The organism is Allobosea sp. (genome assembly GCF_036675845.1).
Taxonomy (GTDB): domain Bacteria; phylum Pseudomonadota; class Alphaproteobacteria; order Rhizobiales; family Beijerinckiaceae; genus Allobosea.
In genome coordinates, this window is the sequence record NZ_JAKFED010000112.1 from 1 (window position 1) to 22040 (window position 22040).

At 66.5% G+C, this 22040-nt stretch carries 18 protein-coding genes and 1 tRNA gene; all 19 read right to left on the bottom strand.

Features of this window, described 5'->3' with window-relative positions:
* Positions 1 to 123, bottom strand: a 123-nt coding sequence (locus V6M56_RS12150) for a GTP-binding protein (protein WP_246686237.1), incomplete at its 3' end; no start/stop codon positions are given.
* A 55-nt stretch (positions 124 to 178) separates the two neighbouring features.
* On the bottom strand, positions 179 to 2254 hold the full coding sequence (gene fusA, locus V6M56_RS12155) for an elongation factor G (protein ID WP_332684024.1): 2076 nt from the start codon (positions 2252 to 2254) through the stop codon (positions 179 to 181).
* A gap of 36 nt (positions 2255 to 2290) precedes the next feature.
* A complete protein-coding gene (gene rpsG, locus V6M56_RS12160) occupies positions 2291 to 2761 on the bottom strand; it encodes a 30S ribosomal protein S7 (RefSeq protein WP_332684025.1) in 471 nt (156 codons plus the stop codon).
* A gap of 71 nt (positions 2762 to 2832) precedes the next feature.
* Entirely contained in the window at positions 2833 to 3204 is a 372-nt protein-coding gene (gene rpsL, locus V6M56_RS12165; protein WP_066480217.1) for a 30S ribosomal protein S12, read from the bottom strand.
* 434 nt (positions 3205 to 3638) lie between these two features.
* Positions 3639 to 4736: a helix-turn-helix transcriptional regulator gene (locus V6M56_RS12170; protein ID WP_332684027.1), complete on the bottom strand. Its 1098-nt coding sequence runs from the start codon at positions 4734 to 4736 to the stop codon at positions 3639 to 3641.
* 283 nt (positions 4737 to 5019) lie between these two features.
* A complete protein-coding gene (gene rpoC / locus V6M56_RS12175) occupies positions 5020 to 9195 on the bottom strand; it encodes a DNA-directed RNA polymerase subunit beta' (protein WP_332684029.1) in 4176 nt (1391 codons plus the stop codon).
* A 125-nt stretch (positions 9196 to 9320) separates the two neighbouring features.
* Positions 9321 to 13472: a DNA-directed RNA polymerase subunit beta gene (rpoB, locus tag V6M56_RS12180; RefSeq protein WP_332684031.1), complete on the bottom strand. Its 4152-nt coding sequence runs from the start codon at positions 13470 to 13472 to the stop codon at positions 9321 to 9323.
* Positions 13473 to 13716: 244 nt separating this feature from the next.
* Positions 13717 to 14097: a 50S ribosomal protein L7/L12 gene (gene rplL, locus V6M56_RS12185; RefSeq protein WP_332684032.1), complete on the bottom strand. Its 381-nt coding sequence runs from the start codon at positions 14095 to 14097 to the stop codon at positions 13717 to 13719.
* Between the two features lie 51 nt (positions 14098 to 14148).
* On the bottom strand, positions 14149 to 14664 hold the full coding sequence (gene rplJ, locus V6M56_RS12190) for a 50S ribosomal protein L10 (RefSeq protein ID WP_332684034.1): 516 nt from the start codon (positions 14662 to 14664) through the stop codon (positions 14149 to 14151).
* Positions 14665 to 15207: 543 nt separating this feature from the next.
* The gene (gene rplA, locus V6M56_RS12195) at positions 15208 to 15906 is read right to left on the bottom strand and encodes a 50S ribosomal protein L1 (protein WP_332684036.1); all 699 of its coding nucleotides are present in this window, start codon (positions 15904 to 15906) and stop codon (positions 15208 to 15210) included.
* Positions 15907 to 15919: 13 nt separating this feature from the next.
* A complete protein-coding gene (gene rplK / locus V6M56_RS12200; RefSeq protein ID WP_332684037.1) occupies positions 15920 to 16351 on the bottom strand; it encodes a 50S ribosomal protein L11 in 432 nt (143 codons plus the stop codon).
* Between the two features lie 226 nt (positions 16352 to 16577).
* Complete coding sequence (locus V6M56_RS12205; protein ID WP_332684038.1) at positions 16578 to 17165, bottom strand: cytochrome b; 588 nt, start codon at positions 17163 to 17165, stop codon at positions 16578 to 16580.
* Positions 17162 to 18766: a methyl-accepting chemotaxis protein gene (locus tag V6M56_RS12210; protein WP_332684041.1), complete on the bottom strand. Its 1605-nt coding sequence runs from the start codon at positions 18764 to 18766 to the stop codon at positions 17162 to 17164. The genes V6M56_RS12205 and V6M56_RS12210 overlap by 4 nt, the downstream gene beginning before the upstream one ends.
* Before the next feature lie 99 nt (positions 18767 to 18865).
* Complete coding sequence (nusG, locus tag V6M56_RS12215) at positions 18866 to 19399, bottom strand: transcription termination/antitermination protein NusG (RefSeq protein ID WP_332684043.1); 534 nt, start codon at positions 19397 to 19399, stop codon at positions 18866 to 18868.
* Between the two features lie 15 nt (positions 19400 to 19414).
* Positions 19415 to 19606, bottom strand: coding sequence for a preprotein translocase subunit SecE (gene secE, locus V6M56_RS12220; RefSeq protein WP_332684045.1), 192 nt, complete (start codon positions 19604 to 19606; stop codon positions 19415 to 19417).
* 177 nt (positions 19607 to 19783) lie between these two features.
* Positions 19784 to 20518, bottom strand: coding sequence for a class I SAM-dependent methyltransferase (locus tag V6M56_RS12225; protein WP_332684046.1), 735 nt, complete (start codon positions 20516 to 20518; stop codon positions 19784 to 19786).
* A gap of 19 nt (positions 20519 to 20537) precedes the next feature.
* Positions 20538 to 20613: transfer RNA gene (locus tag V6M56_RS12230), tRNA-Trp, on the bottom strand.
* 79 nt (positions 20614 to 20692) lie between these two features.
* On the bottom strand, positions 20693 to 21592 hold the full coding sequence (locus V6M56_RS12235; RefSeq protein ID WP_332684047.1) for a dihydrodipicolinate synthase family protein: 900 nt from the start codon (positions 21590 to 21592) through the stop codon (positions 20693 to 20695).
* A 288-nt stretch (positions 21593 to 21880) separates the two neighbouring features.
* Positions 21881 to 22040 (bottom strand): EF-Tu C-terminal domain-related protein (locus V6M56_RS12240; RefSeq protein ID WP_465247577.1); only part of this gene is annotated, 160 nt, incomplete at its 5' end.

A 22040-nucleotide genomic window follows, 5' to 3' on the forward strand; every position in this document is an offset into this window, starting at 1 on the left:
TCCGCCCGACTCGGCCAGAACCTTCGTGATCGCCGCCGTCAGCGACGTCTTGCCATGGTCGACGTGACCAATCGTGCCGATGTTGCAATGCGGCTTCGTGCGGGCGAACTTCTCTTTGGCCATCTCAGCCTCCGTCAGTCAAATCTTGTTCAAGCGTTCGGTTTAAGTCTTTGTCAGTTCAGGCGTACTTGGCCTGGACCTCGGCGGCGACCGCCGAAGGAACCTGCTCATAGTGGTCGAACTGCATCGTGTAGTTGGCGCGTCCCTGGCTGAACGAGCGCAGCTGGTTGACATAGCCGAACATGTTGGCGAGCGGCACCATCGCGTTGACGACGACGGCGTTGCCGCGCATGTCCTGGCCCTGGATCTGGCCGCGCCGCGAGTTCAGATCGCCGATGACCGAGCCGGTATAGTCTTCCGGGGTCACGACCTCGACCTTCATGATCGGCTCGAGCAGGACGGAACCGCCCTTCTGCAGGCCTTCGCGCAGAGCGGCGCGGGAGGCGATTTCGAAGGCCAGTGCCGACGAGTCGACCTCGTGGAAGGCGCCGTCAATCAGCGAGACCTTGACGTCGACCACCGGGAAGCCGGCGAGCACGCCGGAACCGATGACCGAGTTGAGGCCCTTCTCGACGCCCGGGATGTACTCCTTGGGCACCGCGCCACCGACGACCTTCGACTCGAACTCGAAGCCCTTGCCGGTCTCGTTCGGCTCGACGACCAGCTTGACGCGGGCGAACTGGCCCGTACCGCCGGTCTGCTTCTTGTGGGTGTAGTCGATCTCGGCCTTCTTGGTGATCGTCTCGCGATAGGCCACCTGCGGCGCGCCGATATTGGCGTCGACCTTGTAGGTCCGGCGCAGGATGTCGACCTTGATGTCGAGGTGCAGCTCGCCCATCCCCTTCAGAATGGTCTGGCCGCTCTCCTGGTCGGTCGAGACGCGGAAGGACGGGTCCTCGTTCGCGAGCTTCGACAGCGCCAGGCCAAGCTTCTCCTGGTCCGCCTTCGACTTCGGCTCGATCGCGATCGTGATGACCGGCTCGGGGAACTCCATGCGCTCCAGGATCACCGCGTTGACGGGATCGCACAGCGTGTCGCCGGTGCGGACGTCCTTGAGGCCGGCCAGGGCGACGATGTCGCCGGCGAAGGCCTCCTTGATGTCCTCGCGGTTGTTCGCGTGCATCAGCAGCATGCGGCCGACGCGTTCCTTCTTGTCGCGCGTCGAGTTGATCACGTTCGCGCCGCTCTCGACCTTGCCCGAGTAGACGCGGCAGAAGGTGATGGTGCCGACGAAGGGGTCGTCCATGATCTTGAAGGCGAGCATGGAGAAGGGATCCTCGTCCGTCGGGTGACGAACGGTCTCTTCCTCGGTCTTGAAGTCGATGCCCTTGATCTCGCCGCGATCGACCGGCGACGGCAGGAAGTCGACGACGGCGTCGAGCAGCGGCTGCACGCCCTTGTTCTTGAAGGCCGAGCCGCAGAGCACCGGGTGGAAGGCGCGGCGCTGCACGGCGGTGCGGACCAGCCGGCGCAGGGTCTCGGCGTCGGGCTCGTTGCCTTCGAGATAGGCTTCCATCGCCGCATCGTCCATCTCGACGGCGGCTTCGAGCAGCTTGTGACGGTATTCGGCGGCCTTGTCGGCGAGATCGGCCGGAATTTCCTTCTCCTCGAAGGAGGCGCCGAGCGCTTCGCCGTTCCAGACGATCGCCTTCATCTTGATCAGGTCGATGACGCCGGCGAAATCCGACTCGGAACCGATCGGGATCTGCAGGCAGACCGGCTTGCCGGCGACGCGGTCGATGATGTCCTGGACGCAGCGATAGAAATCGGCGCCGATCTTGTCCATCTTGTTGACGAAGACGACGCGCGGCACGTCGTACTTGTCGGCCTGGCGCCAGACGGTCTCGGTCTGGGGCTCGACGCCCTGATTGCCGTCGAGCACGCAGACGGCACCGTCGAGCACGCGCAGCGAACGCTCGACCTCGATGGTGAAGTCGACGTGGCCGGGGGTGTCGATGATGTTCAGGCGATGGTCGCGCCACAGGCAGGTCGTCGCAGCCGAGGTGATCGTGATGCCACGCTCCTGCTCCTGCGTCATCCAATCCATGGTCGCGGCGCCGTCATGGACTTCGCCGATCTTATGCGACTTGCCCGTATAGAACAGGATGCGCTCGGTCGTCGTCGTCTTGCCCGCATCGATGTGGGCCATGATGCCGAAGTTGCGATAGCGATCGATGGGATGGGAACGGGCCATGGAAGTGCTCTGTCTTTCCGGGGGGTCGCGGACGGGTTACCAGCGATAATGCGAGAAGGCGCGGTTGGCTTCCGCCATCCGGTGCGTGTCTTCGCGCTTCTTCACGGCGTTACCGCGATTATTGGCTGCGTCCATCAACTCGGCCGAAAGACGCTCGACCATCGTCCTGTCGTTGCGGGCACGGGCCGCGGCGATCAGCCAGCGGATCGCCAGCGCCTGGCGGCGCTCGGTGCGAACCTCGACCGGAACCTGGTAGGTCGCGCCACCGACGCGGCGGGAACGGACCTCGATCGCCGGGGCGACGTTCTCAAGGGCACTCTTGAAGACAGCGAGCGGATCGCTCTTCATCTTGCCTTCGATGATGTCGAAAGCGCCGTAGACGATGCCTTCGGCGGTCGACTTCTTGCCTTCGTACATGACGGAGTTCATGAACTTCGTCACGATCACGTCACCGAACTTGGCGTCCGGGATGATCTCGCGTTTTTCAGCGCTGTGGCGGCGGGACATCGTCTAGTCTCCGGTCAAATCTCAAAAGCTGCGAACCGGCCGGGCTTGTCGCCAGCCGGTCGGGCAGAAAATCACTTCGGACGCTTGGCACCGTACTTGGAGCGGCGCTGCTTGCGGTTCTTGACGCCCTGCGTGTCGAGCACGCCGCGCAGGATGTGGTAGCGCACGCCGGGAAGGTCCTTGACGCGGCCGCCGCGGATCATGACGACCGAGTGCTCCTGGAGGTTGTGACCCTCGCCCGGAATGTAGCCGATCACCTCGAAGCCATTGGTCAGGCGCACCTTGGCGACCTTGCGCAGCGCCGAGTTGGGCTTCTTCGGCGTCGTCGTATAGACGCGCGTGCAGACGCCGCGCTTCTGCGGGCAGTTCTCGAGCGCCGGAGCGGAGTTGCGCGCCTTGACGGGCGAACGTGGCTTGCGGATCAGCTGGCTGATTGTCGGCATTTAAGGCCTCTCGCTCCCTTGAGCGTTTGGAAAATCGCGTTGAACTTCCGGCACCGCCTGAAGCCATGACACAAACGAAGTCGCGCCATCGGCGCTCCATCGGGAGGCCTCAGGCGCGTTCGCCATGCAGAGGAACACAGGGCTAGCCCCGCATTCATGCTTCCTGCCATGTCGTCAATCGACGCTGGAATTCCGACGGAGTTTCGGTCGCGAAATTCGCTCGCAACGAAGGCAAGCGACAAACGTGTCCGACAACCGTCGACAGTGGCGCGCTTATGACTCAGCCGGAGATTCGCGTCAACCCCGGATTTACGTTTGGCTGTCCCGGCGTTGCGGGCAGGCCGCCGCGCCGAAGACACCGCCTGTCTAGCACCGGCTTCGGCTGAAAGCCAGGCGCGGCGCGGTGCACCCGCCTCCCGCCATGGCCGCGCGCTTCACTCGCCCCGATCGCTCGCCGCGCCCAGCCGCGCCCCGCGCAGCATCCCGACCAGCTCGGACTGCCGGTGCAGCCCGGTCTTCGCCATCACCCGCTTCAAGGTCGTGCGCGCCGTCTCTTCGGTCACCCCGAGCGTCGCAGCCGCATCGCGTGGACGGCTGCCGGCGGCGATCAGCGCCGCGAGCCTGGCCTCGGCCGGCGTCAGGTCGAACAGGCCCTGCACCACGGCGGCGCTCGGCATGTCGCTGAGCACCACCGGCGTCACCACGAGGATCGCGGCGGCGCGCGCGAAGATGTCATGGGCGGCGCCGCGTATCGGCGACAGGTGGACGATCAGCGGCGGGCGCTCGCCCTGCCGTGCCACCGGGATCGAGCGGACCGTCGCTCCGGCCGGTGCCCGGCCCATCGCCGCGAGAGCCGGCGCCAGCAGGCCGTCTGCCGCCGCATTCGTCAGGGTCAGGCGCGACGGACGGTCCTGCACCACCTCCGGGATCATCTCGGCCAGCAGCGCATTGATCGAGAGCGGGCGCCCGTTGCGGTCGAGCACCGCCGCCGGCAGGCCCATGGCCTCCAGCGCCTGGGTCGCGCCGCGGGCGCGCTCGAAATCCAGCCGCGCCGACAACAGCATGGCGCGCGCGAGATGCGGCCGCATGGCGTCGAGCCGGCCGATCATCTCCGGCTCGAGATGCCCTTCGCGACGCTCGCGTTCGGCATGGAGGATGAAGGCCTCGCCGCTCGGCGAGGCAATGCTGGTGGCGACGCCGATACCGAGCCCGCGCGGGACCAGGAAATCGGCATAGACCGGCTCGGCCGCCATCTCTTCGCTGGTGAAGATATCGACGTCGCGCAGGAAGCCGGCATGGTTGCGCGCGATCAGGCGCCGCGTCCGTTCATTGCCCGGGAAGCGTTCGAAATGCGTGGTGACGACCTCGTCGAAATCGGCCGAAGACGAAACCCAGCGCGCCTGCCCGGCAGCGACCGTCACCAGTACCGCACCCGCGCCTCTGGTCACGTTCTGGAAGCGCCGCAGGACCTCAGGCCAGAGCTCCGGAACCACCGCCGCTTCATAGAGGCTCTCCAGGAACCGTTCGTCCATCGCCCCAGGCCCGCCCTATCCCGCTAGAGCACGCGCCGATCAGATTGCTGCGCAAGCTGGTCGGATCACGCGTTCTCTATCCATAATTTAGAGGCGGATTCGCCGATCAGGTCGGTCCAACCCGATCGGATCCGGCTCTAGCGTCAGCCTCCCGGCGCGTTTTGCTGTGCAAGCTTAGGCAGATTGCCCGACTAACCGTCAAGGGCGGCGGGCAAGGTCGGCGGGAAAAGCAAAACGGCCGCCCGGAGGCGGCCGTTTCACGAAGATAGCCGTGTCGCCGTGCTTACTCGGCGGCCGGCAGCACCGCGGCTGCGGCCTTCGCCGCCGCATCGGCCTTCTGCCCGACGATCAGGTCGTCGCGGCGCGTCGCCACCTGCTTGATGCGGGCGACCTGCGCGCCGGTGCCGGCCGGGATCAGCGAGCCGACGATGACGTTCTCCTTCAGGCCCTCGAGCGTGTCGTGCTTGCCGTTGACCGCCGCCTCGGTGAGGACGCGGGTGGTCTCCTGGAAGGACGCCGCCGAGATGAAGGAGCGGGTCTGCAGCGAGGCCTTGGTGATGCCGAGCAGCACCGGGACGCCGGAAGCGGGCTTCTTGCCCTCTTCCTTCATCTTGGCGTTGATCTCCTGCAGCTCGATGCGGTCGACCTGGTCGCCGGTCAGGATGTCGGTATCGCCCGACTCCGTGATCTCGACCTTCTGCAGCATCTGCCGGACGATCACCTCGATGTGCTTGTCGTTGATGCCGACGCCCTGGAGGCGATAGACCTCCTGGATCTCGTTCACCAGATAAGCCGCCAGCTCCTCGACGCCCTTGATCGCCAGGATGTCGTGCGGGGCCGGGTTGCCGTCGAGGATGTAGTCGCCCATCTCGACGACGTCGCCGTCCTGGAGATGGATGTGCTTGCCCTTCGGGATCAGGTATTCGAGCCCGTCCGAGCCGTCATGCGGCGTCAGCGTCACGCGGCGCTTGTTCTTGTAGTCCTTGCCGAAGCCGATCGTGCCGGCCTTCTCGGCGATGATCGCGGCATCCTTCGGCCGGCGCGCCTCGAACAGCTCCGCCACCCGCGGCAGACCGCCGGTGATGTCGCGGGTCTTGGCCGAGTCGGTCGAGACACGGGCGAGCACGTCGCCGGCCTTGATCGAGGAGCCGGGCTCCACCGAGATGATGCCGTCGACCGGCAGGATGTAGCGGGCGTCGCCGCCGCGGGCGAGCTTCGCGACCTTGCCGTCCGGCCCATGCACGGTGAGCGCCGGCTTGAGATCCGAGGTCCGGGCCGAGCCGCGCCAGTCGATGACGACGCGCTTGGAGATGCCCGTCGCTTCGTCGGTCGTCTCGATGATCGACATGCCGTCGACGAGGTCCTCGTAGCCGACGGTGCCGTCCACCTCCGCAAGGATCGGGCGGGAATAGGGGTCCCACTCGATCAGGCGCTGGCCGCGCTTGACCTTGTCGCCTTCGTCGACCCGCAGCTTCGAGCCGAACTGGACGCGGTGCACCGCGCGCTCGGCGCCGTCCGGACCGACGATCACCACCGCGATGTTGCGCGCCATGGCGATCAGGTCGCCATCGGAATTGCGCGCCACGTTGCGGTTGCGCATCTTCACCGTGCCCTCGAAGTTGGACTCGACGAAGGACTGGTCCGCGATCGTGGCGGCGCCGCCGATGTGGAAGGTACGCATGGTGAGCTGCGTGCCCGGCTCGCCGATCGACTGCGCCGCGATGACGCCGACGGCTTCGCCCATGTTGACGGGCGTTCCGCGGGCAAGGTCGCGTCCGTAGCAGGTCGCGCAGACGCCGTTCTTGGTGGCGCAGGTCAGCACCGAGCGGATCTTCACTTCCTGGACGCCGGCGGCGTTGATCGCCTCGATATGGCTTTCCTCGATCATCGTGCCCTTCGGCACGAGAACCTTGCCGTCGATATCCGTGACGTCCTCAGCCGCCGAACGGCCGAGGATGCGGATGCCGAGCGAAGCCACGACCTGGCCGGCATCGATGATGGCGCGCATCTTGATGCCGTTATCCGAGCCGCAATCGACCTCGGAGATGATCGCGTCCTGCGCCACGTCGACGAGACGGCGGGTGAGATAGCCCGAGTTCGCCGTCTTGAGCGCGGTGTCGGCGAGGCCCTTGCGGGCGCCGTGGGTCGAGTTGAAGTACTCGAGAACGTCGAGGCCTTCCTTGAAGTTCGAGATGATCGGCGATTCGATGATCTCGCCCGACGGCTTGGCCATCAGGCCGCGCATGGCGGCGAGCTGCTTCATCTGCGCCGGCGAGCCGCGGGCGCCCGAATGGCTCATCATGTAGATCGAGTTGATCGGCTTGTCGCGGCCGTGATCGTCCTTCTTCACCGTCGAGATGCGGGCCATCATCTCCTGGGCGAGCTTGTCGGAGCACTTCGCCCAGGCGTCGACGACCTTGTTGTACTTCTCGCCCTGGGTGATCAGGCCGTCCTGGTACTGCTGCTCATAGTCCTTGGCGAGCGCGCGCGTGGTGTCGACGATCTCCCACTTGTTCTCCGGCACGACCATGTCGTCCTTGCCGAAGGAGATGCCGGCCTTGAAGGCGTGCGTGAAGCCGAGCGACATGATCCGGTCGCAGAAGATCACCGATTCCTTCTGACCGCAGCCGCGATAGACGGCGTCGATCATCCCGGAGATCTCCTTCTTCGTCATCAGCCGGTTGCTGACGTCGAAGCTCATCGCCGGATGGTTCGGCAGCGCGGTCGAGAGGATCACGCGGCCAGGCGTGGTGTCGTAGATCTTCGTATAGGGCTGGCCGTCCGGACCGACCCCGGTCCAGCGGTATTTGATCTTCGAATGCAGCGTCACGACCTTCTCGTGCAGCGCGTATTCGAGCTCGCCGAAATCGCCGAAGACCTTGCCCTGGCCCGGCTCGCCATCGGAGATGATCGAGAGGTAGTAGAGCCCGAGCACGATGTCCTGCGACGGCACGATGATCGGCAGGCCGTTCGCCGGGTGCAGGATGTTGTTGGTCGACATCATCAGCACGCGCGCTTCGAGCTGCGCTTCCAGCGACAGCGGGACGTGCACGGCCATCTGGTCGCCGTCGAAGTCGGCGTTGAAGGCGGCGCAGACCAGCGGGTGCAGCTGGATCGCCTTGCCCTCGATCAGCACCGGCTCGAAGGCCTGGATGCCGAGGCGATGCAGCGTCGGGGCGCGGTTCAGCAGCACCGGATGCTCGCGGATGACCTCGTCGAGGATATCCCAGACCTCGGGCTTCTCCTTCTCGACCAGCTTCTTGGCCTGCTTGACCGTGGTCGAGTAACCCTTGGCGTCGAGGCGGGCATAGATGAACGGCTTGAACAGCTCGAGCGCCATCTTCTTCGGCAGCCCGCACTGGTGCAGCTTCATCTCCGGGCCGACGACGATGACCGAGCGGCCGGAATAGTCGACGCGCTTGCCGAGCAGGTTCTGCCGGAAGCGGCCCTGCTTGCCCTTCAGCATGTCGGCGAGCGACTTCAGCGGACGCTTGTTGGCACCCGTGATGACGCGGCCGCGACGGCCGTTGTCGAACAGCGCGTCGACCGATTCCTGCAGCATCCGCTTCTCGTTGCGGATGATGATGTCGGGCGCGCGCAGCTCGATCAGCCGCTTCAGGCGGTTGTTGCGGTTGATGACGCGGCGATAGAGGTCGTTCAGGTCGGAGGTCGCGAAGCGGCCGCCGTCGAGCGGAACGAGCGGACGCAGATCGGGCGGGATGACCGGGATCATGGTCATCACCATCCACTCCGGCTTGTTGCCCGAGAGCTGGAAGGCCTCGATGATCTTGAGGCGCTTCATCAGCTTCTTCGGCTTCAATTCCGAAGTGGTGGTCGCGATCTCATGCTTCAGGTCGGCGTTGATCTGGTCGAGATCGAGCGCGCGCAGCATCTCGCGGATCGCTTCCGCGCCGATCATCGCCGTGAAGGTGTCCGCGCCATACTCCTCCTGGCAGCGGACATACTCCTCCTCGGAGAGCAGCTGGCGGTCCTTGAGCGGGGTCAGGCCCGGCTCCAGCACGACATACGACTCGAAATAGAGGATGCGCTCGAGATCCTTGAGCGGCATGTCCATCAAGAGGCCGATGCGCGAGGGCAGCGACTTCAGGAACCAGATATGGGCGACGGGGGCGGCGAGCTCGATATGGCCCATGCGCTCGCGCCGGACGCGCGCCAGCGTGACTTCCACGCCGCACTTCTCGCAGATGACGCCCTTGAACTTCATGCGCTTGTACTTGCCGCACAGGCACTCGTAGTCCTTGATCGGCCCGAAGATGCGGGCGCAGAACAGCCCGTCCCGCTCCGGCTTGAAGGTCCGGTAGTTGATCGTCTCGGGCTTCTTGATTTCGCCGAACGACCAGGACGCGATCTTCTCCGGGCTGGCGATCGAGATGCGGATCGCATCGAAAGCCTGCTGCACCGGCTGCTGGCCGAAAAGGTTCATGACCTCTTGCTTCATCGCCTGTCTCCTCGGCCGGTGGGGTTGGAAAACCGCCCTGCCCGGCCCTTTAATCCATCGGCCGGCGGCGTGAGTGCCGCCGGCATGAGTAACGAACGCTGCCGTGCCCTTTCGGGCGCGGCGCCTTACTCGGCCGCCTCGGCCGGCGGCAACTCGCCCGGCTTCGGCTTGTTGCTGATCAGCTCGACATTGAGGCCGAGCGAACGCATCTCCTTGACGAGCACGTTGAAGCTCTCCGGGATGCCGGCCTCGAAGTTGTCCTCGCCGCGCACGATCGACTCGTAGACCTTGGTACGGCCCGCGACGTCGTCCGACTTCACCGTCAGCATCTCCTGCAGCGTGTAGGCGGCGCCATAGGCTTCGAGCGCCCAGACCTCCATCTCGCCGAAGCGCTGGCCGCCGAACTGCGCCTTGCCGCCGAGCGGCTGCTGCGTGACCAGCGAATAGGGGCCGATCGAGCGGGCGTGGATCTTGTCGTCCACCAGGTGGTGCAGCTTCAGCATGTAGATGTAGCCGACGGTGACCTTGCGGTCGAACGGCTCGCCGGTCCGCCCGTCATAGAGCGTCACCTGGCCGGACTTGTTGAGGCCGGCCTGCTCGAGCAGCCGCTCGATGTCCGACTCCTTGGCGCCGTTGAAGACCGGGGTCGCGATCGGCACGCCGCGGCGCAGGTTCTGGCCCATCTCGACCAGTTCGGCGTCGTCCATCGAGGCGATGATCTCGTTGTCCTCGTAGACCGCGTCGAAGGAGGCGCGCAGGGCCTTGGAATCATGCGCCTTGCGATAGGCGTCGAGCGCCTTGCCGATCTGCTTGCCGAGGCCCGCCGCGGCCCAGCCGAGATGGGTCTCGAGGATCTGCCCGACATTCATGCGCGAGGGCACGCCGAGCGGGTTCAGCACGATGTCGGCATGGGTGCCGTCCTCGAGAAAGGGCATGTCCTCCGCCGCGACGATGCGCGAGACCACGCCCTTGTTGCCGTGGCGGCCGGCCATCTTGTCGCCCGGCTGGATCTTGCGCTTCACGGCGACGAAGACCTTGACCATCTTCATCACGCCCGGAGGCAGCTCGTCGCCGCGCTGCAGCTTCTCGACCTTGTCGAGGAAGCGCTGCTCGAGGCGCTTCTTCGACTCGTCGTACTGCTTCCGCATCGCCTCGATTTCGGTCATCAGGGCGTCGTCGGCGGTGGCGAACAGCCACCACTGCGAGCGCGGGAACTCGCTCATCGCCTCGCGGGTGATGACCGTGTCCTTCTTGAAGCCCTTCGGACCGGCAAGACCGGTCTTGCCGGTCAGGATCTCGGCGAGACGGGCGAAGGTGTTGCGGTCGAGGATCGCCTGCTCGTCGTCGCGGTCCTTGGCGAGACGCTCGATCTCCTCGCGCTCGATCGCCTGGGCGCGCTCGTCCTTGTCGACGCCGTGGCGGTTGAAGACGCGCACTTCGACGATCGTGCCCTGCACGCCCGGCGGGACACGCAGCGAGGTGTCGCGGACATCCGAAGCCTTCTCGCCGAAGATGGCGCGCAGCAGCTTCTCTTCCGGCGTCATCGGGCTTTCGCCCTTCGGCGTGATCTTGCCGACGAGGATGTCGCCTGCCGCCACTTCCGCGCCGATATAGACGATGCCGGCCTCGTCGAGGTTCTTCAGCGCCTCTTCCGAGACGTTCGGAATGTCGCGCGTGATTTCCTCGGGGCCCAGCTTGGTGTCGCGGGCCATGACCTCGAACTCCTCGATATGGATCGAGGTGAAGATGTCGTCCGAGACGATCTTCTCCGAGAGCAGGATCGAGTCCTCGAAGTTGTAGCCGTTCCACGGCATGAACGCGACGAGCACGTTGCGGCCGAGCGCGAGCTCGCCGAACTCGGTCGACGGGCCGTCGGCGACGATGTCACCCTTCTTGATGGCATCGCCGACACGCACCAGCGGACGCTGCGTGATGCAGGTCGACTGGTTGGAGCGCTGGAACTTCTGCAGCCGGTAGATGTCGACGCCCGGCTTGGTCGGGTCCATCTCGTCGGAAGCGCGGATGACGATGCGGGTCGCATCGACCTGGTCGACGATGCCGGCGCGGCGCGCCGCGATGGCAGCGCCGGAGTCGCGGGCGACCGCGGCCTCCATGCCGGTGCCGACGAAGGGCGCGTCGGCGCGCACCAGCGGCACCGCCTGGCGCTGCATGTTCGAGCCCATCAGCGCGCGGTTGGCGTCGTCGTTCTCGAGGAACGGGATCAGCGCGGCGGCGACGGAGACGACCTGCTTGGGCGAGACGTCCATGAAGTCGACCTTGTCGACCGGGGTGACGATGACCTCGCCGGCGCGGCGGCAGACGATCAAGTCATCGGTCAGGCGGCCTTCCTTGTCGACCGCGGCATTGGCCTGGGCGACGTTGTACTTCGCCTCCTCCATGGCCGAGAGATAGATGATCTCGTCGGTCTGGCGGCCGTCGCGGATGCGCCGGTACGGGCTCTCGATGAAGCCGTATTTGTTGACGCGGGCGAAGGTCGCGAGCGAGTTGATCAGGCCGATATTCGGGCCTTCCGGCGTCTCGATCGGGCAGATGCGGCCGTAATGCGTGGTGTGCACGTCGCGCACCTCGAAGCCGGCGCGCTCGCGGGTCAGGCCGCCCGGGCCAAGCGCCGAAAGGCGACGCTTGTGAGTGACTTCCGAGAGCGGGTTCGTCTGGTCCATGAACTGCGAAAGCTGCGACGAGCCGAAGAACTCGCGCACCGCGGCAGCCGCCGGCTTGGCGTTGATCAGGTCCTGCGGCATCACGGTGTCGATGTCGACCGAGGACATGCGCTCCTTGATGGCGCGCTCCATGCGGAGCAGGCCGAGGCGGTACTGGTTCTCCATCAGCTCGCCGACCGAGCGCACGCGCCGGTTGCCGAGATGGTCGATGTCGTCGATCTCGCCCTTGCCGTCGCGCAGGTCGACCAGCGCCTTGACCACGGCGAAGATGTCCTCCTTGCGCAGGATGCGGACGGTGTCCTCGGCGTCGAGGTCGAGGCGCATGTTCATCTTGACGCGGCCGACGGCCGAGAGGTCGTAGCGCTCCGAGTCGAAGAACAGCGACTGGAACATGTTCTCGGCGGTCTCGAGGGTCGGCGGCTCGCCCGGGCGCATGACGCGGTAGATGTCGAACAGCGCCTCCTCGCGGCGCGAGTTCTTGTCGACCTGGAGCGTGTTGCGGATATAGGGACCGACCGTGATGTGGTCGATGTCCAGCACCGGAATCTCGGTGTAGCCCTTGTTGATCAGGTCGAGCAGGTTGCCCTTGGTCTCGCCGCTCTTCGGGTCCGCGGCCAGATGCAGTTCTTCGCCGGCCTCGGCATGAACTTCGCCTGTGCTGGGGTCGACGAGATCCTCGGCGACGTACTGGCCCACGAGGTCGTCATCCGTGGCGCGCAGGAACTTCAGGCCCTTCTCGGCGAGCTGGCGCGCGGTGCGGGCGACGAGCTTCTTGCCGGCCTCGACCACGACCTCGCCGGTATCGGCGTCGATCAGGTCGACGGTCGCCTTGAAGCCCTTCATGCGCTCGGCGTCGTAAGGCACGCGCCAGCCGTCGCCGTCACGCGTGTAGGTGATCCGGTCGTAGAAGCGGCTGAGAATCTCCTCGCCGTCCATGCCGAGCGCGAACAGCAGCGAGGTCACCGGGATCTTACGCTTGCGGTCGATGCGGGCGTAGACGATGTCCTTGGCGTCGAACTCGATGTCGAGCCAGGAGCCGCGATAGGGGATGATCCGGGCGGCGAAGAGCAGCTTGCCCGAGGAGTGGGTCTTGCCCTTGTCGTGGTCGAAGAACACGCCCGGCGAACGGTGCATCTGCGAGACGATGACGCGCTCGGTGCCGTTGACGATGAAGGTGCCGTTGTCGGTCATGAGCGGCATCTCGCCCATGTAGACGTCCTGCTCCTTGATGTCCTTGACCGACTTGGCCTGGGTGTCGGGATCGATATCGAACACGATCAGGCGCAGCGTCACCTTGAGCGGCGCCGAGAAGGTCATGCCGCGCTGGCGGCACTCGTCGACGTCGTATTTCGGCGGCTCGAAGGTGTACTTGACGAATTCGAGCAGCGAGGCGCCCGAGAAGTCGCCGATCGGGAAGACCGACTTGAAGACGGACTGCAGGCCCTCGTCGCCGCGGCCGCCGGCAGGCTCGTCGATCATCAGGAACTGGTCGTAGGACGCCTTCTGAACCTCGATGAGGTTCGGCATCTCGGCGATTTCCTTGAGCTTGCCGAAGAACTTGCGGACGCGCCTGCGGCCCTGGAGGGAATTGACCATGGTGTTCCTCGCAATCTCGGACGGCTCACCCGGCGGTCCGGGGATTTAGGCGGACGGGCCGCCGGGTGAGCCGTTCGGCGCTCGTCGGCGCCGACTTCAACTGGGTCAGCCGCCACGCTGCTGCGCGGAGACCTTTGCAAACGTCGCTCGGCAAGCCGGAAACGACGCAACAGCCCCGGAGGCGGAAAACCGCCCCGGGACTGTCATGTTCGACTAGGGTCGGACCGGCATCAGCCGGCCCTGCTCACTTGAGCTCGACCTTGGCGCCGACGGCCTCGAGCTGCTTCTTGAGCTTCTCGGCCTCGTCCTTGCCGACGGACTCCTTGACCGGCTTCGGCGCGGCCTCGACCAGGTCCTTGGCCTCCTTGAGGCCGAGGCCGGTGATGGCGCGCACTTCCTTGATCACCTCGATCTTCTTGTCGCCGGCGGCGGCAAGAACGACGGTGAACTCGGTCTGCTCCTCGACGGCGGCGGCAGCGCCACCACCGGCAGCCGGGCCGGCCGAGACGGCGACGGCGGCGGCAGCCGAGACGCCCCACTTCTCTTCGAGCAGCTTGGCGAGGTCAGCGGCCTCGAGGACCGTGAGCGACGAGAGTTCGTCGACGAGCTTGGCGAGATCAGCCATGGTTTAAGTTCCTGATGTAAGAGGTTCGAACGATAAAGGGTGAAAGGCTGCTCAAGCAGCGTCCTTGTCGGCATATGCCTGGAACACGCGCGCAAGCTTTGCAGCGGGCGCGGTCGAGAGCTGGGCGATCTTGGTCGCAGGGGCCTGCAGGAGGCCGAGCAACTTGGCGCGCAGTTCGTCGAGCGAGGGCATCGTGGCCAAAGCCTTGACACCATCCGGGTTCAGGGCGGTCGTACCCATCGCGCCGCCCAGGATCACGAGCTTGTCGTGGTCCTTGGCGAAAGCGACGGCGACCTTCGGCGCCGCGACCGGATCGCTGGAATAGGCGATCAGGGTGGGGCCCTTCAGCAGCGGGCTGATGGACGCGACGTCGGTGCCTTCAAGAGCGATCTTGGCCAGCCGGTTCTTTGCGACCTTCACGGTGGCGCCATTGGCCTTCATCTCGCGACGAAGCTTCTGGAACTGGGCCACCGTCAAACCCGCATAGTGGGCCACGACAACGACCGACGTCTTCGAGAAGACGTCGTTCAGCGTCGCGACGGCATCAGATTTTGCCGTTCTATCCACTGGGCTCTCTCCGGTAGGCGGTAGGCTTGCGCCCGCCGCCAGTTGCACGTGCCGCTCTGGGAAGTGGCCGGTTGACACCGGCCCCTTGCTGGAGCGACGCTCAGTGCCCTGTCCCCTGCCATGGCTTGAAGCCGTGATCGGGCGAGATGGTTCGAACCTCTTGTCGGAGCCTTTCGGCCCCGGAAAAGTTCTTGCACCGTCTATGCAGGCCTCTTGGCGAAATTATGCCCTCGGACGAAGCCGAGGAGCACCTGCAGTCTCAGACAGGACTTGGACGCCGGGCCTCCGGGAAATCGCTTTCCCTGCTCCCGACCTCCATTCTTCGGTGGCGAACCACCGAAAAACGCGAAATGGACCCCCTCGTGCCAAGCACGCGGAAGCCCCAACACTCATGGAAACACAAGGAAGCTCATAGCCGCTCCCCCGGTTCCTGCCAAGTGGTAATCCTTGCGGTGATCCGCAAGGTGGGGCTGCGGCCGCATGACGCGGCCGCCTTCTAGCTCTTCGACCGGAGACGGATTGGAATCCGCCTCGCGGACGGCCTCAGCCGCCCAGCACCGTGTTCGGCTCGATCTTGACGCCCGGGCCCATGGTCGAGGAGATCGCGACGCGCTGGATATAGGTGCCCTTGGCGCCGGCCGGCTTGGCCTTCGAGACCGAGTCGACGAACGCCTTGATGTTCTCGGAGAGCTTCTCGGCGTCGAACGAGACCTTGCCGACGGCGGCATGCACGATGCCGGCCTTCTCGACGCGGAACTCGACCGAGCCGCCCTTCGAGGCGGCGACGGCCGCGGTCAGGTCCATGGTGACGGTGCCGACGCGCGGGTTCGGCATCAGGCCGCGCGGGCCGAGCACCTTACCGAGGCGGCCGACCAGGCCCATCATGTCCGGGGTGGCGATGCAGCGGTCGAAATTGATCTCGCCCTTCTGCACGCTCTCGACCAGATCTTCGGCGCCGACGATGTCGGCCCCGGCCTTCTTGGCCTCCTCGGCCTTGGCGCCGCGGGCGAAGACCGCGACGCGCAGCGTCCGGCCCGAGCCGTTCGGCAGGTTGCAGACGCCGCGGACCATCTGGTCGGCGTGGCGCGGATCGACGCCGAGATTCATCGCGACCTCGACGGTCTCGTCGAACTTGGCGCTGGCGCGGTCCTTGACCATCGCGACGGCCTCGGCGAGCGGGTAGAGCTTGATACGGTCGATGCCCTCACGGGCCTTGACGACGCGCTTTCCAACATGTGCCATTGTAGGTTCCCCCTCAGCCCACGACTTCCAGGCCCATGGACCGGGCGGAGCCGCGGATCATGGACATGGCCGCATCGACGTCCTGGCAGTTGAGATCGGCCATCTTCTTCTCGGCGATCTCCTTGACCTGCGCGGCGGTGACCTTGCCGGCATTGGCGCCCTTGCCCGGCGTCTTGGAACCCGAGGTCAGGCCGGCGGCCTTCTTCAGCCAGTACGAGACCGGCGGCTGCTTCATCTCGAAGGTGAAGGAGCGGTCCTGATACGCGGTGATGATCACCGGGATCGGCATGCCCTTTTCCATCTGCGCGGTCTTCGCGTTGAAGGCCTTGCAGAATTCCATGATGTTGAGGCCGCGCTGACCGAGCGCGGGACCGATCGGCGGCGACGGATTGGCCGCGCCCGCCGGAACCTGAAGCTTCACGAAGCCCGTGATCTTCTTCGCCATGATGGCTGCTCCTGCCGTCCGCTCCGGCGCCTACCGGAACGACGACGCCCCGCCCGCGAACTGATATCGTTCCGGATCGGGGTGGTTGCAGAGCGTGGTGCGGCAGGGAACTCCGGTTGGCGACCGGCCGGCCTTCCACGCATGTGAGGCGCGCCCTATGGCACAGTGCGGCGCGAAAGGAAAGCCCCGCGATCCGGTCCGCCGCCGATCAGTGCGGCCGCCCTGATCAGCGTTGGCCTGCGGGCCCTTCTTCGCCCGTCGGCGCCCGCCCGCCTGTCCCGCCGCGCTGGACATAATCGCCGACCGCGATGCCGATATGGACGAAGACGAGGCCGATCATCGCGAAGGCGAGCCAGGCATGGCTCCGAAACAGCAATTCGGCATGACCCGCCCCTTCCGTCAGGATCGCCGGAAGCTCCAGGCCGAACAGCAGCCCGCGGGCGCCGAAATCGGAAACGCCTGCCCAGCCCAGCAGCGGCACCAGGATCAGCATGGCGTAGAGCGCGCCATGGGCGACATGGCCGCCGACCTTGCGGTTCCAGCCGCCGCCCGCCTGCAGCAGCAGCCGGTAGCCGAGCCGCAGCAGGGTCAGGCCGAGTACGCAGGTGCCAGCGGTCTTGTGGGCGGTGTAGAGCGTGGCGGAAAGCGGCCCGTCGCCGAGCTGCTTCATCAGCACGCCGCTGCCGAACATCGCAAAGACCAGCGCCGCCGTCAGCCAGTGCAGGGCCTTGGAGAGCCCCGGGATCGCCCGCCCGGCCGCCTGGGCCAGCGGGAGACGAGGCTCGAGCTCGGCGCTTGAGACAGGCAGGGTCATGCGCCTCTCCGTGCCGTCTGCGCGATGAATCCGTCGACGGCCTCGCGCAAGGTCGCGGCCTGCTGGTCGAGATCGGCGGAAGCCGCCGTGACGCTGCCCGCGGTCCGGCGCCAATCCTCGACCATCCCGGCCAGCCGGTCGACCTGCTCGGCGACGAGGCGGACATCGCCGGCTGTCTTGCCGGTCGACTCGCTGATCGAGCGCGAGCTCGCCTCCTGTCGGTGGGCGAGTTCGGCGATCGAGACCGCCGCCTTGTCGACCTTCTCGACCGACGTCACGAGGGCGCCGACGCGCATGGTGATGCGCTGCGCCGCGACATTGATCAGGTCGAGGCCGCGCCGGACCTCCTCGGTCGCTTCCGCGCTGCGGTGGGCGAGCTGCTTGACCTCGGAGGCGACGACCGCGAAGCCGCGGCCGCTTTCGCCGGCTCGCGCCGCCTCGATGGTGGCGTTGAGCGCGAGCAGGTTGGTCTGGCTCGCGACCGTGCCGATGATGTTGATGATCTGCGAGATCTTGCCGACCGCCTCGCACAGGGCAACGGTGTCCGTCGTCGCCTCGTCGACCAGTCCCTTGGCGACGTCGGCGATCTCCGAGGTGCGCTGCGCCTCGCTCGCCGCCGTCGCCAGCAGGCCCGAGACCTCGGCGATCGCCCCGGCGACGTCGTCGACATGGCCGGAGACGCGCTGCGTCGACTGGGCTGCGGCACTGGCGCGCGCATCCACCAGGCCGGAGAGCTCCGAGAAGGCCCCCGCCGCCCCGGACATATGCGCGGCATGCTGCTCCAGCGCAGCCGCGATCGCCGCGATCCGGCCCTGGAAGGCGACGCTCTGCGCCTGGACATGCTCCTGCCGGGCGATCTCGTCGGAGAGCGCCGTCAGGCGCGCATTCGCCGCCTCATGCTCGGCGCGCCGCCCCTGCAACTGCGCCAGCAGGGCGCGGCCGAGCATGCCGATCTCGTCGCGGCGCAGGGCAAGGCGCTCGAGCCGGCGCTGGCCGTCGCGATTCGCCGCCAGCGCGCCGGCCATTCCGACGATCGGCTGCACCAGCCAGCGATATTCCAGCGCGACGATCAGGACGACGCAAAACAGCCCGAGCAGGCCGAGCAGCAGCTGGTTCTGGCGGGCATTCTCGACATGGTAGGCAAGCCGCGCGCTGACCTGCCCCGTCGCCGCGTTCAATTCCTGGCGCAGCCCGTTGCGGGCATCGGCGATCCCCCGCAGGTCGCGGCGCAGCGTCTGATGATCGCCCGAGAGCCGCATCGCATCGAGCAGGCCCAGCATCTGTCGGGCATTTGCCTGGACGTCACCTTGCGCGACCGCGGCGATCTCGGCGATGGCCTTCGCCAGCACCTCGATGTCCAGCCTGTCCGGCGGGGCGTTCGCATTTGCGAGGATGCTCACGGTCAGGCGCTCGAAGGCGGGAGCCGTGGCCTCGAGCCGGGCGCTGGTCTCGGCCTGCGTCCGCAGCTCGCGCGAGAACTGCGCCAGCCTCAGCGCATTGACGATTTCGGTCGAAAGATAGAGGCAGGACAGCGCCCCGAGCAACGCGCCCCATAGGGCAAGACGCTGGCCGACCGTCGCCTTGAATTTTTTCGGAAACATGCAGGCCCGCGCCGAGAGACGGCGCGGACATTGCTGGATCGGCGTGAAAGAGCCGTTAACTACGCGAACACGAGCCCGTGATCGGGTTGGCGCGCCGGCTCAGAGCTTCTCGACCTGGCCGTATTCGAGCTCGACCGGCGTGGCGCGGCCGAAGATCGAGACCGCGACCTTGAGCCTGGCGCGGCTGTGGTCGACATCCTCGACGACGCCGTTGAAGGAGGCGAAGGGGCCGTCGGCGACCTTGACCTGCTCGCCGACCTCGAAGACCACCGTCGGCTTCGGCCGCTCGATGCCCTCGGCGACCTGGCCCTTGATCCGCATGGCCTCGTGCTCGGGGATCGGCATCGGCTTGGCCTTGTCGGCGCCGAGGAAGCCGGTGACCTTCGGCGTGTTCTTGATGAGGTGGTAGACCTCGTCGGTCATCTCGCATTTCACCAGCACATAGCCGGGGAAGAACTTGCGCTCGGCGTCGACCTTGCGGCCGCGGCGGACCTCGACGACCTTCTCGGTCGGAACCAGCACTTCCTCGAACTTGTCGGCGAGGTGGCGCTGCGCCGCCTGGTCCTTGATCGACTGCGCGACCTTGTTCTCGAAGTTCGAGTAGGCGTGGACGATGTACCAGCGAGTGTTCACGTTCGTGGGTTCCGTTCAGCGCGCGAGGATGAGGCCGAGCGACCAGCGGATCATCGTGTCGGCAAAGAGGAAAAACAGGCTGAAGACCAGCACCATGGCCAGCACCAGCCCGGTGGTGATCAGCGTCTCGCGGCGCGAGGGCCAGGTCACCTTGGTGGCTTCGCTGCGCACCTGCTGCAGGAAGCTGAACGGGTTCGTCTTCGCCATCGGGCCGTCACCTTAAGGTTCCGGATCGCCGCCGCAGCCATGGACGGGAGCGACGATTCGGTACGTCCTGAAAGATTCGCGGCGCGGGGCTCAGGGAGCCGCGCGCCGTCGTGAGCCGCTTCTTACAACGCTCCGGCGCGCTAGCCAAGCGCTTTCGCGCCGGGGGCTTTTTGCAGCCTACCGGGAACGGCGCGCCGCCAGCAGCAGGAAGGGCGGGCGCTCGCGTTCCTTCGCCCAGTCCGGCTCGGCCGCGACCTGCTCCGGGCTCGGGCCCCATTCCTCGACATGCCGCAGTTCGAGGCCGGCCGCGATCAGCAGGTTGAGATAGCTTCCCAGCATCCGATGCTGCTTGACCACGCCCTGCGCGAGCCAGTCGGTGACCCGCGGCCCCTCGTCGAGATAGCCGCCGACCGGCCAGGTCGGCAGGCCGGAGGCGTCGCTCGCCCAGCCCTGGTGCCGCGGCGCCGTCATGATCGGATGCTCGACCGAGCAGACCAGCATGCCGCCCGGCTTCAGCGCCGCGCCGGCGCGCGTCAGCACCCCGGCGAGATCGACCAGGTAATGGAAGGCGAGCGAGCTGTAGACCAGGTCGAATTCGCCGGCGGCCGGCGCGAAGCTCTCCAGATCGGCGCGCTCGTAGCGCACCGCGGGGCTGCTCGTCTCGCCCCTCGCCCGCTCCAGCATCCGCTCGGAAACGTCGACGCCGAGCACCGAGGCGGCGCCCTGCTCCACCGCCCAGCGGCAGAGCCAGCCGAAGCCGCAGCCGAGATCGAGTACGCGGGCGCCCTGCAGCGGCGGCAGCAGCGCGCGCAAGGCCGGCCATTCGGGCGCACCGTCGAGCCCGCGCAGCGAGCGCGGCAACTGGCTGTAATTTTCGAAGAAGCCGCCGTCGTCGTAGATGTTCTGGGTCATCGCGAAACGGCTGAAGGACTGGCAGGGGCGGCAGGGCTCGAACCTGCGACACCCGGTTTTGGAGACCGGTACTCTACCAACTGAGCTACACCCCTGTAGTCGCCGGTTGCTTAGCCTGAACGGCGCTGGCTTTTCAAGTCGAAATCGCGTCGCACCGCCGAAAGCTTGCGACAGCTAGACGGCGTAGGGGCCGAGCTGCCCGGCATAGCGCTGCACCAGCCTGAGGCCGAATTCGCTCGGCCGCTGCGCCGGGGCGCGATCATGGATTTCGATGCCGGCGCGGGCCCCGAAGATCCGCTTGCCATGGCAGAGCAGGCTCTCGATCGACTGCATGATGAAGACGATCGCCGGCAGCACCTCGCGATAGGCCGCCTCGGCGCCCGCATCATCGCCGGCGAGGAAGCGGTCATAGGCGCGCAGCGCGTAGTCGATCGTGTCCGGCGCCAGGATCAGGCCGACGCAGCCGGCCCGGAGGTTGTCGGCAAGCTCGAGCCCGCCGCGCCCGTTCATCACCGGCAGGCGCCCCTCGGTCACCGCGATCAGGTGCTGGATATCGGTCGCCGGCCCCTCGCCCTTGATCAGGCAGATGTTCGGATGCCGGCGCACCAGCTCGCTTATGTCGTCGGCCGAAAGGCCGCGGCCCATATAGGCCGGCGCATTCTGGATCGCGACAGGCAGCGCAGTCTGTTCCGCGATACGCCCGAAGAAACGGATGTATTCCGCCGCGCCGAAGCTGCCGACCATCGGCGGCTGCAGGATCACCCAGTCGGCCTTCACCGCCTCCGCCGCCTTGACCTGCTCGACCTGCTCGGCGACGGAGCCGCCGAAGATGGTGAAGGCGAGCGGCACCTTGCCGGCGGTGTCTTCCGCCACCCAGTCGATCACCGACCGGCGTTCGGCCAGGCTCAGCTTGGAGACCTCCGTCGCCAGCCCGAGCGCCGCCATGCCGTGGACGCCGAGCCGAAGACAGATCTGCGTCTGGCGCCGCATCGCCGCCCGGTCGAGCCGCTCCGCCTCGTCGAAGAGCGCGAAGGCCATGGCGTGAATGCCGGCGAAAGGCGGCTTGAAGGCCATCTGGAAAATCCTCCCCGAGATCCGGGCCGCTGCTTCCCGCCGGCTCCGCGTCCATTGTGCACGCCGGCGCCGGCGCTGGCAGCAGTGTTCGCGCCGCGCGCCTGCCCGGGCGGCGCATGGCCGAAGCAGCACCTGGCCAAAGGAAAAGGGCGGTGTCGCCACCGCCCTTTCCGAATGCTGTCCTGACCGGAGCGGCCGGGATGATGCAGCCAGCGTTACGCGAGGATTGAGGCGACGACGCCGGCGCCGCAAAGTTTGCGGTTTCCGCGAACGTCGTTGTTGCTTCGATCAGGCGAGGATCGAAGCAACAACACCTGCTCCAACCGTGCGGCCGCCTTCGCGGATGGCGAAGCGCAGCTTCTCTTCCATCGCGATCGGCACGATCAGGTGCACTTCCATCGAGATGTTGTCGCCCGGCATCACCATTTCCGTGCCTTCCGGCAGATGC